This window comes from Streptomyces sp. NPDC127119, assembly GCF_042677425.1.
Lineage (GTDB): Bacteria > Actinomycetota > Actinomycetes > Streptomycetales > Streptomycetaceae > Streptomyces.
The window spans coordinates 111,873-128,752 of sequence record NZ_JBHXTO010000001.1 but is presented as its reverse complement, the minus strand read 5'-3'; the positions used below and the strand labels follow the sequence as shown (position 1 = coordinate 128,752).

The window sequence follows — 16,880 nt, the reverse complement described above, 5'->3', positions numbered from 1 at the left end:
GTCTCCTTCGCTCATGCCGCCAGTTCGAAAATTTTGGCTGCGACGCCCGCGCTCACCGACACTGTGGCCGCTGCGCCGCCCGCCTCTACGGCGAAGGGCAGCCCGACGATGGCGATCGGCACCAGCAACGGCAATTGACTCACGCCGTCAGTCGACTGGGGCACGATACCCAGTCCGGGCTGATCGACCGTCCCCGGATAAGGGCCCGGTGCTGGCCCAGGAGTGGGTTGCGGCACAGGTTGGGACTGTTGCTGAGCGGCTGCGGGACTGGAGCTGAGCACGCGCTTGAACTTCCTGTTGTTGGGTTTTCCGTAGATGACAGCTCCTGACTCGGGGCCGATCACCCGGTCACCATTGACCACGTGGTATGGACCGCCGATGGTCCAACCCAATACAGCGTTCATGCTCTCCGCACGCATACGGTTCACATACCAGGCGGCTTCCGGTACAGCCTTGGAGGCCACTCCTGCGGACTTCACTTCCCAGACATAGTAAATGTCGTGGTTGGGGTCATAGCCGACTATGTCCGGCACTCCGTGACTGCATGAGGCCCCAACATTCCTGCCGGGGTGCATGCATTTCTTATTCGCTCCTTCCACTCGCATAGTGGTGAAGATCTTGAAATTTTTCACGCCGAGCTTCTTGATCTGCATCTGGATCACCTTGATCGCCCGGTCGCGGGCTTGGTCGTGCCGCGTCGTCTTGTTGCCGGTGGCCGCTCCCAGCGAGGGCGCGCCGTTGCTGGGGCTGGGGTTCTCGTACTGGTCCGACGCCGGGTCGTTCTCCGGCTCGTACGTTCCATAAGTGCCGTTGCTGCCCGAGCAGTTGTGGGGGTAGCAAGACTCCAGGCCGGTGGGATCCGACTGGGTGACGGGGCTGTTGTTCGCGTAGGTGTAGCCGTTGAGGGACTGTGTCTGATCGGTGGTGAGAACTGGGTCGACACTGATGAATCGACCGGTCACTGGGTCGTACTCACGGGCGCCCAGGTGGGTCAGGCCGGTGCCACTGTCGGCGCTCTTCCCGAGGAAGCCCTTGTCGTCGGCCCAGGTGCCGGTGGAGCCCGCGCGCGTAGCGCCGAAGGCGGTGGAGTACCGCTTGGTGACACCCTGCGCGTTCGCCTCGACCGCCAGCCCGGAGGTGCCGTGCTGGTCGGCGGCGAGCCAGGTCAGGGTGTTGCTGCCTGACTTGTTGCTGCGCAGGGCGAGGGTGGCGTCCCCGGCGGTGTAATAGCGCTGGGCCCAGCGTTTGGGCGTTGAGGTACTGGCATCCAGGTGCACCTCGGTGGCGCCCAGGTACAGGACGGTCTCTCCGGTGGCGTTGCGCCGGATGAGCAGGGTGCCATCGGCGTCATAAACGTAGCCGGTGGTGCTGCTGCCCTCGACGAGTTTGCCGAGGTCACCTTCCTCGTTCCAGGTCAGGGTCTGAGTGGTGCTCCCGTCCGGCCTGGTGGTCGTGTTGCCGGTGGCGTCATAGCCGTAGGCGGCGCTCACGCCGGTGCAGGAGGAGGCGGTGGTGACCGCCGCCAGGGCGTGCTTGCGGGTGCCGTCGTAGCAGTACGTCTTCTTCGTGTCGCCGCTGGTGGTGTGGCTGGTCTCGGTCGTGCGCAGTCCGGAGTCCTGGTACGTGTACGAGGTCCAGTACGGGCTCGCCCCGCCCAGATTGGCGGCAGTGCGGCTGGTTGCCGAGCAGTCGGCGCTCTTAGGCGTCCATGCCTCGGTAAGGCGCTGGTAGCCGTCGTAGGCGAAGCACTGGTTGTCCGCCGCGGAGGTGGTGCCGAGTGTGGTGGGATCCGTGATCGAGGTGACGTTTCCGGCGTCGTCATAGCCGTAGTTGAGCTCTTGGAGCTCGTATCCGTGGGTCTGGTCGGTGACCATGGCCTGAGTGAGCCGGCCCGTGCCTTCCTCGAAGGCATTGGTGATGTACGCCTTCTTGGTTCCGGCCGCGGCGGACGTGCCCAGGGTGAGCTGCTCGGTTTCTCCGAGCGCCGAGTAGCTGGTGTCCAGGACGTAGCCGCTGGTGCCCGAGACGGTGGTGGGCAGGCCCACTCCGTTGTACTCGGTGGTGATCTTCTCGGTCGCCAGTCCGCCGGCAGCGGGTTCCTGGGTGTACTGCCGGGTGCCGTCGATGTTGTAGTACGAGGAGAAGTCGAGCGTGGCGGAGGGCAACGCACCGGAGCTCACCAGCGCGTCACCTGCCGGCAGGACCAGCTGGGTACCGGTGGGCCGGTACAGGGCGTCGTAGGCGGTGACTTTTTTGGTGTAGGCCGTACCCGTACTCGCGCTGCCGTTGACGTAGCGGACGGCGGTGTCCAGCTGCCCCTTGGCAAGGGTGTCGTAGGTGTAGGCGGTGAGTTGCTTGGCGGGTACCTGTTCCTCGATGGTGGAGGTCAGGTCGGCCGTGGCCGGTGCGCTCCAGGTGCCGGAGACGCGACCGAGTACGTCGTAGGCGGAGATCGCCACGCGTCCTGCGGCGTCCTTGAGCCAGGAGACCTGGTCGAGATCGGTGTAGCCGGTGGTGGTCTTCCCCTTGTCGGGGTCGACGGAGGTGACCTTGCGGCCGTGGAGGTCGTAGCCGTAGGACCACACGGAGTCGTCCGGTCCGGTGACCGTCGATTCCCTGCCGTCCGCGGTGTAGCTGAAGGAGGTGGAGGTGTACGCGGCGCCGGGGCCGGATCCGTAGGCGGCGTCGGACGGGGAAGGGCTCGCGTATTCACGACGTTCAACCGTGCGGCCGAGGGCGTCGGTGATCACACGGGTCGCGGATCCGCCGGTGAGGGCGGAGCTGGCCGTGGAATCACCGGTGTAGCCGGTTGTGGTCGTCCAGCGTTTGACGCCGTATACGAACAGGGAACTGCTGGTCGGGCGTTCCACCCCGTCGAAGACGGTGGCGGTCTGCTGGGCCGCCTCACCGTATTCGGCGCGTGTGTACGTGCCGCTCGGTGATTTGTCCTGGTCGAAGATCTGGGCGTACGTCTCGTGGGCGAGGCCCCGGCTGTCATAGCGTGTGTCGGTCAGCAGGCGGCCGCCGAGCGGGGTCGGGGACTGGGTCTGCAGCGGACGTAGTTGGGCGTCGTAGATGCTGTAGCTGGTGTTGTAGGTGTTTCCGTCGGCCTTCAGCGTCGAGGTGGAGGTCCAGGACGGCGCGTCGGCGGTGACGGAGTAGGCGTAGGTGTAGTTCGCCGACTGTTCGGAGGAGCGGGAACGGTTGGGCAGCCAGACCGCTGTGGCGCGGCCCAGCGCGTCGTACGCCGTTTCGGTCAGCTTGGTGTTCACGTCGTAGACCTTGGTCTTCGACCCTCGCGCGGGATCCAGGTAGGTCAGGGTCTTCTGGCTCTTGGGATTGGTGAGGACCGTGCGGGTCAGCGGGCCGGCGCCGACGGGGGTGTAGGCGGCGGTCGTGGTGTTGTCTGCGGCATCGGTGATGGAGAGAGGGCGGCCGAGTCCTGCTGTCGTGGTGTCGTAGGCGGTTCTGCTGACCGTCTGCCAGGACGTGGGGTGGCGCTCCCCGCCGGTTGCGGTGGCCGGGTAGGCGGAGGCACGGCCCTTCCAGGTGGCCAGTCCCAGGGTCGGTGTCTGGGTGGTGCTCCAGGCGGTGGCAGTAGCGCTGTCGTAGACGGTCGCCGCATCGGACACCACGTCCCCCGGGGTCGCTGCCGAGGTCGGCAGCGACAGCGCGGTCTCGGCCACGGAGCAGGGACGGCCCACGACACGGGTGCGGGAGACCAGAGCCGTGATGCCGAGGGTGGTGTTGCGGGCGTACCAGGTACGGGTGCAGGTCTCGTCACCGGATTTGGCGGTGTCGCCGCTGTTGTCGACGCTTTCCGGCATGCCGTAGTCGTCGTAGGCGGTGGCACTGGTGGTGGTGCGCCAACTCGACGAGGCGGTCAGATACGTGTGGGTGTGTGCCTTGGCCTCGCGGACGTAGTACGCCTCGGTGTCCGCATACGACTTGTGCTGGGTCGCCGTCTTCTTCGACCAGGGGTCGTGGACGGCGACGCTTACCGGGGTGGTCCCGTCGTAGATGATCTTCTCACGCAGGAGGCCGGCGTACGGCTCGCTGTCGGTCTGGTCGGCGACGTCCAAGCCGCTGACGTCGATTCCCGCGACGGTGGCCGACCGGCGGGCGCTTGCGTCCAGTGCGCCGTCCGCGTCCAGCAGACGGTCGCCGTCCATCCCCTGGAGGTAGACCGAGACGGTCTTGCTACGTGTGGTGCCGGTGCCCTTGGTGACGGTGACCTTGCCGTAGCCGCGGAAGATGGACCAGGTGCGCTCGTCGACCGGGGTGAACGGATTGTCGTCGTAGTGCCATGCGGGAGCGGCGTAGGAGTACTGGCTCTCCACCGCGTCGTTCTTGCCGGTGGGGTCGGAGACGTTGACGGCGAGGACGCGATATTTGTGGAACCAGTCGAGCGACGCGTCCTCGGCGCCGTTGATGTTCCAGTACTGCGGGTAGCACGGTTTGGTGTTGTGGTCCACGGCGCTCGGCATGCTCGAGCCGCGCACGCACTCGGGTTCGGACAATGTGACTCGGGTGATCGCACCGGTCTCGGTGGTGACGCTCTCGATGCGCGGACGGCTGAGCGGCAGGATGTCGTCGGTGGCGTCGACGCGGTTCTCCCGCATCTGGTAGGTGAAACTCACCGGCGGTAGGGGTATGTCGGTGCCGTTCTTGCCGGTGTGCCGCACGCTGTCCAGGACCAGCGTCTGGTCGCTGGTGTCGCCTATGTCACCGCCGTCCAGGAACTTCTGCGTGAACGCCCAGGAGTCGACCGCGGTGAACGCGACCGACTCAGTCGACCAGGCGAAGGTGTCGACCTGGGCGAGGCGTTTGCGGGTGAAGAAGAACGGGCCGCGCACGTCGCAGTCCGCGTCCTTCTTGCATACCGCGTCGTAGGGGACGTCAGGCCAGTTGTCCGCGGTGGACTCCTTCAGCTCCGAACAGTCGGCAGCGGTGCAGCGCTCGCTGTAGGAGAAGGTGACCTTGTTGGAGGTGACGCCGGTGAACAGGGTGCTGGCGCGCTGACCGTAGAGAATTTTGTCGAGGTGGCCGCCGCGGATGTACTCGGCGGTGGCGGTGGTGGCGCCGTTCTTGCCGTAGTAGTTCGTTTCCGGGGTGTACCAGTACGTCATGGCGTTGCCGTTCAGATCCTCTGCGTAGTCGAGGTTCCAGCGCCATGCCTGGGTCGTGGAGCGGTTCGCGAAGGTGGATCCCTGGTCGTATCCGGGCTCGTCGGAATCGTCACCGAAGACCGGCACCGTCCACACCGACTGCGTGCGTTCCGTGCCGACTCCGGGAAGCTTGTTCAGACCGAAGACGTACTTGGTGCCGTCTCCAGTGGTGACGGTCCAGTGTTCGCCATCGCCGTCACCGTTGTCGGCCCCCGTGGAGCGGGTGACGGTGGAGGCGTCGTCGTTCTTCAGCCGCCACTGGCCGGTCGTGTCGTCCTTGACCAGTTCACTGGACTTGCCGTTGAGGACGAGAGAGGCGTTGTCGTACTTCCAGCACAGATCCGACTTGCCGCTCTGGCCGTCCTTGTCGCAACTGCCGTAGGACCGCTCGACATAGGACCCGGAGGACAGGTCGAAGCCTTCGCCGACCTGGGTGGACTGGTTGTTGGTGGATGCGGTACGGCCGTCGATGCCACCAGAGTCGTACGACAACTCCAGTTCAGGCTGAGGCCCGACCGCTGCGGGCGGCGTGTCCAGCGGATACGACCAGGTGAAGGCCCCTGACGAGCCGCCCGCCTCCCAGGCGGAGGACGCGGACAGCGGGGTCGCCGAGTAGTCACCGCCGCCTGAGGCGGACGTACCCGAGGTGGCGGTCAGCGCGAACAGCGCAACGGAGGAGACGGGAGCAAGCGCGACATCGGCCGAGACGGTCTGCCCGGCGGTGTCGTTGTCCGAGTCGATCGTGGTGCGGGTGCGGCACTCGGTCTTCCGAGGGGTGGCCAGGGCGCAGTCCGGCAGCCGCACCAGGGCCAGTCTGCTCGCCCATCCGCCACCGTAGGCGGAAGCGAAGGCCGAGTAGTCGAGGGTGAGGCGGGCGCGGCCCGGCCGGGTGACAGCCGCGGTGAACACCACGCCCTTGACGCCGAGGACGGCAGTGGTACGGCGGTCCAGGACACGGATCGTGGATGCGCCGCCCGCCGCCTTGCCTGCGCTGCCCCGGGCCACGGTGACCGGCAGTCCGCCTGCCCGGCCGGTCGAACGGTCGGATCGGGCTGTGGGCACGGCGACCGTGACCCGGCCCGGCTCGGGCCAGGCAGAGCGCTGCTCACCTGCTGCGCGCTGGGTCTGGGCGGTATTGCGCTTGCGCGCCGTCGCGACGGCCGCACGGGCCTGCGCGGCACCCAGGCCATCGACCGCGTGCACCTCGCTGTCACGTTGCTTCGGCAGGTCGGGGCGGCCCAAGCCGCCGGTGGCGGCCGCCGCGGGTTGCGCGGTGGGCAGTGCTCCGGTGGCCAGTGCGACGGCCAGCGTCACGACGACAACCGCGCGTCTGCCGCGCAGCCAACGAACCGCTCTCGTACCGGTGTTCACGGCATACCCCTGTCAAGGCACGGCCGTTGTCACGGCCACGGAGGGAAAAGGACCAAGGAATCGGAGGAAGAGGAGCAGCGGCTGTTCAGCCGCCGATCATCGTGTCCAGTTGGGTGCCGTCGGCCGCTGCGCCGGCCCAGATGCGGATGTCGGAGATCTTGCCGGGCAGGTGGTGACGCCACGCGTTGTTCATGAACGCCTTGCCGACCGCGAACTCACCGGATCCCACGACGGCCGTGTAGGGCGTGTCGGTGTCGTTCTGGGTGGAGTCCAGGTAGAGGGCGACGGCGCCGGCCTGCGCGTCGTACGTCCCGGTCAGACGGACCCGGCTGCCGACGACGGCCGCGCTGTCGGAGTCGACGGCGGTGAAGGTGCCATCGGCGGCCAAGCGGCCGAATCGCCAGAATCCGACGGGGACTTCGTAGGGGTTGTCGTCGTCGTCGAAGCGCGTCTCGGTGCCGGTCGTCTGGTACCACAGGCCCCAGGCGGAACCTTCCGCGGTGCGCTGACCGAGCACTTGTCCGATGAAGCCGTTGCCCTTGGCGTTAAGCGCGCTCTGGTCGAGTTCGACCTCGGTGGTGACCGTGAAGGAGCCCGTGTCGTCGATGATCGGGCCCATGGTGGTGGCCGCGTCGTCGACACCGTCCAGGACGATCGCCTCGCCGTCGAGCGAGGCTCCGCCGGACAGGGCGAGGTCGTGCCCGTATCCCGTCAGCGGGTCGGCGAGTGCGGTACCGGTGGCTCCCTCGGGATTCCAGGACGCCACGAGTTCGGTGGAGGTCGCGGTGCCGGTGGAGTCCAGCAGCCGGGCCTCGGTGGCGATCGCGGCCGGCTGCAGCGCCTCCTGGAAGACGGCGGCCTCATCGATACGTCCACGCCAGTACTGCTCGTAATTGCCGTACACATAACTGGCGCGGCCGAACTGGAGGGTCCCGTCGGGGGTCTGCTTCTCCCCACCGGCGGGGACCGCGACCGGTTCGCCCTGCGCACGTCCGTTGACGTACAGCTGAATCGTCCTGCCCTCGGCGTCGTAGACGGCCGCTAGGTGGGTCCAGACCTTCAGCGGCGGTCCTTCGGCCGTCGCGTTCTTGGTGACGTAGCGCCGGGTTCCGGTGCTGTCGGTCCAGTCGAAGCGGAACACCCACCGTTTGACCCCTGCCGACCAGTAGAGGACGAAACCGGAGTGGTCGGTGCCGGTCTGGGACAGCACGGTCCGGTACTCGGTGTTCTCCGTCAGGTAGGCCCAGGCCGAAACGGTGTATGAAGACTGGGTGTTGACCGCGGCGGAAGACGTCGCGGCGTAGCCCGCGTGCCGGGTTGGATCGGATACGTCATTCAGCCACAGCGAGCGGTCACTGGAGCCGCGGCGCCCCAAGCCGGACCAGCCGGATCCGGTGGTGTACAGCGTGGCGGGATGACGAGTGCCCGAGGCTGTCGCGGAGTCGGCGGCCAGCGTCTCACCGGAATTGACAGCGCTGTCGTTGAAACGCCAGCGACCGCTGGCACCCGGGCTCTCCTGGACGTTGAACCGCACGCTCGCGGTGGCACCCCAGCGACCACTGCCCACATTGTCCAATGCCCGCACCTGAAGCACCGTCGTGCCGGCGAGATCGGGTGCGATGGCCTTCTTCACCGTGGTTCCGGAGACCGTCGGCGACCAGGAACTGGAGGAAGACAGTTTGTAGCGGTATCCGATCACGGTGGCCGCGTCGCCGGACGCCGGGGCAAAGGTGAACTCGCCCTTGATTCCCGGTCCGCCGGCCGGTGGGCAGGCGTTGGCGGCGCATGACGTGTAGGTCGTGCCGAAAGCGATCATCGGCGCCTTTGGGGCGGTGGTGTCGACCTTGAAGTAACACCAGCCTTTGGTCGTCACAGTGCTGTGCGACTCCAGATAGCTCGCTCCGCCGTTGTAGTAGGAGCGCGTGAACACCGCCATCCGGTAAGTGCCGCCGTCGGCGAATGTGACCGGAGAACTGACCGACACCCGTTGTCCGTCGTTGACGTATCCAGGGCTGACCGGTCGAACTGGCTCGGTGGCCACCTCCCACGCGCTGCCGTTCTTCTTCTGCACGTAGAAGTGGGTGCGAAGGTCCGCGCCGCTCTCACCACCGGCGAGGGTCTGGGCCACCGCGGTGAACGTGGGGGTGGGGTCCGAGAGGACATCAGGGTCACCCGCATCCGTCTCACACGAGGTGACCTCTCCTGACAGGACGCCGGGACTGGTGGGCGGGGCCGGAACACCGACGTAGTCGACGTCCAGCACGGCATCGTCGTCGAACCGCTTCCAGCCGTTGGGGTCCGACTCGTTGTACGCCTTCAACATCAGCGTCAGGCGGGAGAAATCACCGGCCGCGAACGCTTTCACCGTGTTGGTGAGGTTCTCGTAGTTCTGCGCCGGATCGTCATTGAACTCAATGGGTGCGTCCGGCTGATCGGGATCGCACGCCGAGCCGCGACCGGCCGAGACGGTGCGGTCACCCATGATGTCCCAGTTGCTCGTCGGTCCGGGCCAGCGCGTCGACGACGAGATGTTCGGCGTCCGCACCAACTGCACGGTCGTCTTCTCACAAGACATCGACCAGCGTTCGGTCACCCGGAAGGTGGCATCCAGCACCCGCTTGCCGCGCAGCGCGGTCGGCGCGAACTCGAAGTACATGCGCTGCTTGTAACCGGAGCCGCAGTAGTACCCGTATTCTCCGCTCACGTAGGTCCCGCAGTAGCCCACGCCTTCGCCGTCGTCCGCACCGGAGAAGTTGTAGAAGGTGTCGCCGTCGGAGGACAGCAGCGTGCGCTCCGACTCACCCCACGAAATGTCGGGATCGACATACACCGGGTAGACCGTGTCCGCACCGGTCAACAGAGCGGCGTCGGGCACGACGATGATGGAATCCGCATCCGCAGTGACCGGCAGGACGGCCAGGTTGTCGCCGTCACTAGGGCCGGCCGCGGGGTCGGGATGCGAGTCGCCATCGGCGGGCACCGGCTCCTCGGCCCTACGGAGCGACATGGTGGACGTTCCCGCCGTCGCCGCGTCCCCCGCTGAGTCCCACTGCCGTGCCGCGGGGCTGCGGAACACGGCATTGCCATTGTCGTCTACGGCGTCGAGACCGCTTCCCACGCCGTGGCGCAGCGTGACCCCTTGCGTCTCGACGGGGAAGTCCAGCGCCTTCAGCTCCTCGCTCGCCGCTGCCTCGGGTGTCTTGACTACCAGCACCTCGCGGTAACCCTCGATGGTCGCGGTCATCCGCAGGTCCACCCCAGGCATGACGTCCGGGTATAGCGCCGAGTCCCCGTTCAACGTCGGTTCGGGTAGTTCACCCCGCCATCCGACCTTGAGCGATCGCCCGCCCTCTGCCACGGTCGCCAGAGCGGCTCCGTCCCCGCCCTCCGAGAAGGACACATCCACGGCCGCCGCCTTGGGGCCGATCCGGCCGTCCGCACGTCGCTCCAGTGATGTATCGGGTTCGACCCAGCCGCCTTCGGCGTCCTTCACCCGGACCGGCACGGCGGACATGCTGAGGGAAAACGTGGAACCGTCCGGATTCGCGTACGTCGTCGTGTATTCGGTGCGTTCACCGACGACCTCAACACGATGGCCGGTCTCCGCTGCTTTCGCAGCCGCCGCTTCGGCTTCGGAAGTGACGTCCGCTGAATCCGTGCGAGCTGTGCCGGAATGCGCGGCCGGTACGGCAGTCGAGATGCTTGCCCCCGACACCTCTATGAGAAACACCATGACCGTCAAAAGGATCACAACAGCACGTGTACGTCTTCGACGAGCTCGGAAATGGTCAAGCCCCATGTGCGACAGCACGCGTCCCCCTGGTCACACGATCTTCACAGCGGAATGCCAGTTGTACACACCTTGATCGATCACGGTCAAGAAAAAAATGAGAAATCGCCACCCACCTCGCCCCCGAAGGGAATCCGGTAAATATTTGCGGTTAACTCCTGGAATACAGATGGCGAAGCGCAGGGGTGACCGATTGCCGCAGCGTCGAGAAAAATCCCGCAGAACACCACCGAGGACTCTGCGTCACCACGCCGCTTCACCGTCCACAGGGCCGACCGCCAGCGGCTGATCCTGGACATTAGAGTCGATCAAGCACCGCAAGCGCTGACATCGCCCCGCAGGGGTGGCCCACACGGAATTGAAGACATCCCCTCAAGGCCCGCACAGAACGTCGTTCGCCCCCCCTTCAACCGGCGACCGGTTGAAGCTGGACCTTGCCAATATCGCTTCCTGCGACGCATAGGGCTCCACGACTACACCATTACCGCTCCGCTCCTGGGCCGTGGAGTGGGCCGACAACCTCGCAGCCCATCTCTTCGAAGAAGCCGACGATCCGGACATCGACTGATTACATCCGAATGAGATCACGGCTGCAATCAACCAGAGCAAGAACCAAGAAATGAGCAGGTAGCAAAACAGGGGATCGCAGGTCTGTCCCGCGTCAAGCACACCGGGTAGGCCATACCCGGGGGGAGATCAGTCGACAGGCAGGCTGCGACTCAATTGGCACGGTAATCAATTGGAGCCGACCCTCGTTAAATCCCTCTACGCTGGTTTCCATTTCCTCGGCTGTCGAGAAGTCGGCGTGAACAGGTCAACGTGCCGGGCGCCGGATACCCGTACCGCCGTATCGGCGGCCAGTCGGTCTGCCGGAGGCGCGGCTCCTGCACGAGGAAGCCGTTCGACCTGCAGCAGCCGCTCTTGCACCGATCCGGACGGTACAGCTGCCCTCCGTCCGGCTGTCTTCGTCGACCCTCTGGCCCAACTGACCGTGAGCGGCGCATCGTGGTGAGGCGGGTGGCAGGCCAACAACACACGTTGCCATCGGACGCGGCTGCGACTGCGACTGCGCCATGACGACGGAAGTCGAGCAGATCGGCTGTCCGTTGCCCTGTATTCGGAAGGGCCCAGACCCGTGCCAGGGTGATCCTTGTGATTCCCGCACACACCGTCGACGAGCCGCCGCTCGCCTACGCCGACAGCTTCGACGTACCGGTCCTGTTCCGTAACGGACCCGCAGACAAGCCCAAGAGGCAGTGGCGCACGGCGAAGCATGCGGCGTGGAGCGCGTCGGACGGGTTCCCGGCAACCGATGGCTGGTACGCCCCGACCGCCACGTGGCGAGAGATCATCAAGGCCGCCACCGAGGTCGGCCGCGACGTCACCCCCCACCTGCAGAACCAGCCCCGGTACGCACACGGGGAACTCGTCGCCCGGGTCTCCCCGCTGTACGCCTACCTCGGCGCCCACGCCGTCACGTCCCGGCACCCCGTACCGGGCGCAAAGGGCCGACGTCTGACCCTGAACCCGGTGTACGAGCACGGCACCGAGCGCACTGCGAAGAGCGCCGCCGCCTACCGGCTGGGCATGACGATGACCGAGTGGGCGTGCCGCTCCCTGCTCGGCCTCGGACAGACCCACCACCTTGAACTCGGCGGCCCTGTACCCGCCCTGAGCGACACCTTCAAAGACCCGAAGAAAACGCTGCCCGACCTGTGGGGACGGCACGAGGCGGAAGGGATGTACTGGCTGATCGAGGCCAAGGGCGGCAGTGTCGGCGTCGGCGAGCTCCGCAAGGGGTGGGTGCAACTGGAGGCCGGCAGCAAGATTCTCGGCCCCTACAAGCACCGTATCGTCCTGGTCGGGGCGTCCGTGCGGCCCGGAGACGACCTCTTCCTCACGATCGACCATGACCTGCGTTCCGGCGAGCCGCCCCTTCCCCCGGCCGGATCCGACGCTGACGACGCAGCGGTCGGCCCTGGCAATCTCGAAGACCACCTCGGGGACAGCGACGACGCGCTCATCGCTGCAGCCCGTGCCCAGATGCTCGCTTACCTGGCGCTGCGCTCCGCTCCCGCCTCTCAGTTGCGCACGGTACCGGTACCGGCCGACCGCGCTTCCCGCCACCGGCGTTCCGGACTGACCACCCCCTTGGAGAGCGACGACCTCACCCTCTCCATGCGGGCGGACGCCCGCGGAGCGGCGCTCCACATCGAGTCGCACACTCTGCGCACCCAGATCCGCTCCTGGGGGCTCGACGACTTCCTCACCTGCCGCATCCCTGGAACCGAGGTCCACCTCGGCATGTCCAGAAAACTCTTCGCCGCTTGCGCACGTCTCCACGAAGAAGATCTGGCCATTGCCCAACGCACCCCGGGACTCCGCGCCGAGGATCAGCCGACCCTCGACCAGGGGCTCAGCGACGAAGACCAGGAAGTACAACGGCTCACCCAGCAACGGATCTTGCGCGAGCAACAGGAGGAGGCCCGCCCACGGCTGCGCCCCCTGCTCCGCGACGCCTACCAGCGGGGAACGACGAGTGACTGGAGCGACCTGCTGCGCCGTCCCCAGGAGCCGAAGCTCGACCTGGAGGGCGACGAGGGTCTCCTCGAAGCGGCCACACCGGAAACGTATCTGGCCGTCAGCCGCTACGACCTGCCTCCCGCACGGCTTAGTTAAGCCCTGGCGGCGTCGGGGGTGCTGCGCCTGTGGATGGTTTGCCATGTGGACGGGGGCCGGCCGTGGCGCACCAGCGTGGACGTGCTCCCCGACCATGATGTCCTCGCCACCATCGGGAAAGCGGCCGGCTCGGACGGTAGCGACTGCTTGGCAGCCGGCATTACCCGGCCGGCCCAGGTCTAGCAGGCTTCGGCAGTTCCGCCCTCGGGCCTGAAGAAGGCAACGACGGCCCTGCACAGCTGCGTTGACAACTTGAGGGCGTCGCGGAGATGGCTGCGTGCTGCTTCGGCTTCCTTGTACGTCTTGGTCACCCCTCGCAGCGTTCTTGTCACCTTCTCGCTGAACTGGGCAAGACGCTCGAGAAGCTCGATGCAAGAGGACACGATGGGAGGGCGGGGTTCTGTAGCCATGCGATCAGTCTTATCGCTCGTTGGGCGCCTTATCCGAGATTTGCGTAATGAGATGCCTTCACCCCTGTCGGGCACGGGCAGGGGTGAAGGAACGTTCATGTGGTGATGGTGAGCGGGTTCTCCATCCGCTTCCAGGCTCCCAGGACGGCCTTGTGGGCGTCCGGCTGCAGGTGGGCGTAGCGCTGGGTGGTCTGGAAACTCTCGTGGCCGAGGAGGTGTTGGACCTCGTAGAGCGAGACTCCCTTCTGTACGAGCCACGAGGCGCAGGTGTGGCGCATGGAGTGCGGCGGGTAGTGCGGGACGAGCTGCAGCTCGCCCTCGTCGCCGAAGCAGTAGGCGGCCTCGCCGGCGGGCCACCAGGTCTGCCGGCGCCAGTTGCTGTCGGCGAGTAGGCGCCCGGAGCGGCCCTTGGTGATGGTGGTGAATACCACCGCGTCGCGGTCGAGCCGGTGGATGTGGCGTTCGAACGCTTCCAGGACGTGGGGCGGGAGCGGTACCTCCCGGCGGCTCTTGGAGCTCTTGGGGTATTCCTTGATGCCGCTTTTGGTGTTGACCTCCACCACGAACAGGCGCGAGCGGCGCACGTCGATGCGGTGGCGGTGCAGGCCGGAGAGTTCTCCCCAGCGCAGTCCGGTGTAGAAGCCGAGCAGGCACATCGTCCGCCAGGCGGGAGCGAGTTGGTCGAGGATGCTCTGCGCCTGGTCGGGCGTGAACCACTGCGGCGGTTTGACCGCGATGGGCGGCAGATCGATGCTGCGGCACGGGCTCACCGCGATCACATCGTCGTCGACCGCCGCACGCATGATCGACGACGTGAGGTTGTAGGCCCGCTTTATCGCAGCGGGGCCCGCGCCCTTGTCGACGAGGGAGCGGATCCAAGTCTGGACGTCCATGCGGGTGATGGCCCGCATCTCCCAGTCCGCCCAGTGGGGCATGACTTGGTTCTTGATGCTCGACGCGTCGCCGCGCAGGGTGTGTGGTTCGACGATGCGGGCGTTCCACCATCGGTCGTGCCACTCTCGGAACGAGACTTCACCGGCCCGCGGGTCGCGTACCGCTCCGCGAGCGAACTGGGTCTCCAACTCGATGCCCCAAGCGCGGGCCTGGGCCTTGAGGGGGAAGGACTCGCTGAACCGGTCGCCGGTCCGATTGCGTACGGTCGCCTGCCAGCTGCCGGACTTCAATTTACGCAGGTACGTGGTACTGCTCCTTCACGCAGGGACGGTGATGGCCGGAGCGACGGTGAGAGATCACCGGCGGGCGCGCGGGGAAGCGACCAGCCTGCTGGCGATGAACTCCTCCAGCCCTGCGGCGGGGACACGGACGCGGGAGCGTTGCGTCCCGGTGCGCAGGTCGACGACGGGAAGGTCCCCGGCGGCGATGAAGCGGTAGACGGTGCGGCGGTCGACGTCCAGGGCGGCGGCCACGGCAGGGATGGACAGCAAACGGGCAGGCATGGGCGACTCCTTGGAAACATGGAGGGGAGGAAAGAGCCGGCGATTGGATTTCGCCGGGCTGGCGGGCGGTCCAGGACGAAGGTCGACCAGCCCGGTCAGGGCAGTGGGACCACATCGCCCGGGAGATGCGTCACGTGATGGCCGCAGTGAGGTGCGGACCGCCGAAGGTCGGGATGCGTGCGGCGGCGGGCCCGTCTCCGGATCTTGGGCCGGAGCGCGGAGCGGTTAGAGTGCCGTCGAGCAGGACGAAGTCGGGATCATGCTCGCGCAGCGTCTTCAGCAGACCCGGTGCACGGGCGGCGAGGAGGTCGACGACTGCACTGGTGTAGGCATGCACGGTGGACTCGCTGATCCCGAACCCGGCAGCGATCTTCGCCAGAGTGATGTGCTCGCGCAGGTACACCAGTGCCACCATCGCTCGCTGGGACGGACGGAGCTTGCAGCGCCGGTCGCCCTCACGGGTGACGATCAACATGGTGACTCACTCGACCAGGGCGTGAGGCAGGTCGAGTGCGGCAGGATACGTAACCAACAGGGCTCCTGTGCTGCTGAGTTGAGACGTCGAACACCTCCCTCAACGGCACGGGAGCCCTGTCCGTTGCGCATCCCGACCTCGCACCGCCCCGTCACCCCATCAGTGCCCCCGCTGAAAACGCTCATTGGATCGACCTCGGTGGACAACCCCGTCCAAGCCCGGTATCCAGCAGATTCGGGCCCATTTCTGCTGAGGGCCCGTTATGTTGGTTCACCAGTCGGCAAGTTGGGGGTGTTCTGCCACGTGGATCTCACGGGTCGTCTCCCGCTTCTTTCTCTTCGGAAGACGGTCTCTCCCGCGTTGCGTCATCTCCCTCGCCGTCTGTCCCGGACAACTGTAGGCGCCGCCGAACACGCGGTACCGACGTACTGAGGAACAGCATGACGGACCAATCGCCGATCCATCAGCCCGACGACGAGGAGGAGCCGGCTCCGCCACGCCGGCCGGTCATGAGGCTGGGCCGCAGCGAGCCGGGCGACCACTATGGGGTGGTGCGTGCCGATCCTCCGGCGGACGACCACCGGCACGACGAGACCTCGCCGTCCTTCCTCCTCGGCGTACCCGCTCCGCAGCCTGACGCGTCACCGCAGCCGCCGCCGACTGCGGAACCGTCCGGCGAGGGGTGAGGCGGTCGGCCCTTGCCCACCTCGTTCACCGCGGTCGCGGTCTTCTTCGTCTTCGTCGTGCCGGGAATCGCCTTCGAGCTCAGCCTTCGCGAGCGCATCCCGGCGCGGGCGGAGAGCCCGTTCGTGGAGACCGCTCGAGTTCTGCTCGTCGGCGCGCTGGCCACGTTCGTCGCCTGCGGACTGCTCCTGGCCATCCACTCCGCCAGGCCCGGCTCACTGCCCAGCCCGGACGGACTGCTTGCCGGGACCATCGACTACACCCGTACCCATCTCCGGCTCACCATCTTCGGACTTGTCGCGGAACTCGTGGCCGCGACCGCACTGGCACTGCTCGTCGCGGGCATGGTGCGGCCTCCGACGAGCAGCGGGATCCGAGGAGCGGACGCCTGGTACGAGTTGCTCTACAACGAGGTTCCTGAGGGCAGGCAGCCGAAGCTGGTCGTCGCTCTCAAGAGCGGAGGGCACCGGGTGGAAGGGTTTCTGCACTCCTTGAACGCGCACCCCGAGGTGGACCGGCGGGAGTTGGTGCTCAGAAGTGTGGAGTTTCTTCAGGAGGATCCCGCGTCGGTCCCTGCCTCGTGGCCGCCGCCTTTCGTGAGACTCGCGATTCCCGCGCGCGAAATAGCGTGGCTGGCGGTCGCCCACGCCGTCGTTCCGGGAACGGCCACGCCAGCCACCGGCACGTCGGGCACACCCCCCGCGTCGGGCGCACCTCCCACACCGCCACCGCGGTCCCTTGTGGATACGCTGCGTGGCGTCCAGTGGCAGCTCTCCGCGGGTCTTCTGGCCGCCGAGACGGCCGTGCTGCTTGTTCTCGGCTGAGAGACCGGTCGGCAGGGGGAGG

General features: G+C 66.7%; 7 protein-coding genes and 1 pseudogene. 3 read left to right on the top strand and 5 right to left on the bottom strand.

What is annotated here, in order from left to right; translation table 11 throughout:
* Positions 1–11: 11 nt before the first annotated feature.
* Both ACFVH5_RS00470 and ACFVH5_RS00465 read right to left on the bottom strand, forming a co-directional pair.
* A complete protein-coding gene (locus ACFVH5_RS00470) occupies positions 12–6,539 on the bottom strand; it encodes an RHS repeat domain-containing protein (RefSeq protein ID WP_385830865.1) in 6,528 nt (2,175 codons plus the stop codon).
* A gap of 85 nt (positions 6,540–6,624) precedes the next feature.
* The gene (locus ACFVH5_RS00465) at positions 6,625–10,053 is read right to left on the bottom strand and encodes a LamG-like jellyroll fold domain-containing protein (RefSeq protein WP_385830863.1); all 3,429 of its coding nucleotides are present in this window, start codon (positions 10,051–10,053) and stop codon (positions 6,625–6,627) included.
* Between the two features lie 1,428 nt (positions 10,054–11,481).
* Between ACFVH5_RS00465 and ACFVH5_RS00460 the strand changes: the two genes are divergently transcribed.
* Entirely contained in the window at positions 11,482–13,008 is a 1,527-nt protein-coding gene (locus ACFVH5_RS00460) for a gamma-glutamyltransferase (RefSeq protein WP_385830861.1), read from the top strand.
* 505 nt (positions 13,009–13,513) lie between these two features.
* Here ACFVH5_RS00460 and ACFVH5_RS00455 read toward each other — a convergent pair.
* From ACFVH5_RS00455 to ACFVH5_RS00445, 3 genes and pseudogenes are all read right to left on the bottom strand, one after another.
* The gene (locus ACFVH5_RS00455) at positions 13,514–14,602 is read right to left on the bottom strand and encodes a tyrosine-type recombinase/integrase (protein WP_385830860.1); all 1,089 of its coding nucleotides are present in this window, start codon (positions 14,600–14,602) and stop codon (positions 13,514–13,516) included.
* A 66-nt stretch (positions 14,603–14,668) separates the two neighbouring features.
* Positions 14,669–14,875 carry a helix-turn-helix domain-containing protein gene (locus tag ACFVH5_RS00450; RefSeq protein WP_248777029.1) on the bottom strand — a complete coding sequence of 69 codons (207 nt, stop codon included), beginning with the start codon at positions 14,873–14,875 and terminating at the stop codon, positions 14,669–14,671.
* Between the two features lie 184 nt (positions 14,876–15,059).
* Positions 15,060–15,350 (bottom strand): annotated as a pseudogene (locus tag ACFVH5_RS00445) (transposase family protein); the annotation flags it as partial.
* 440 nt (positions 15,351–15,790) lie between these two features.
* Between ACFVH5_RS00445 and ACFVH5_RS00440 the strand changes: the two are divergent.
* Both ACFVH5_RS00440 and ACFVH5_RS00435 read left to right on the top strand, forming a co-directional pair.
* Positions 15,791–16,036 carry a hypothetical protein gene (locus ACFVH5_RS00440; protein ID WP_385830858.1) on the top strand — a complete coding sequence of 82 codons (246 nt, stop codon included), beginning with the start codon at positions 15,791–15,793 and terminating at the stop codon, positions 16,034–16,036.
* A gap of 12 nt (positions 16,037–16,048) precedes the next feature.
* The gene (locus ACFVH5_RS00435) at positions 16,049–16,858 is read left to right on the top strand and encodes a DUF6338 family protein (RefSeq protein WP_385830856.1); all 810 of its coding nucleotides are present in this window, start codon (positions 16,049–16,051) and stop codon (positions 16,856–16,858) included.
* Positions 16,859–16,880 lie beyond the last annotated feature (22 nt).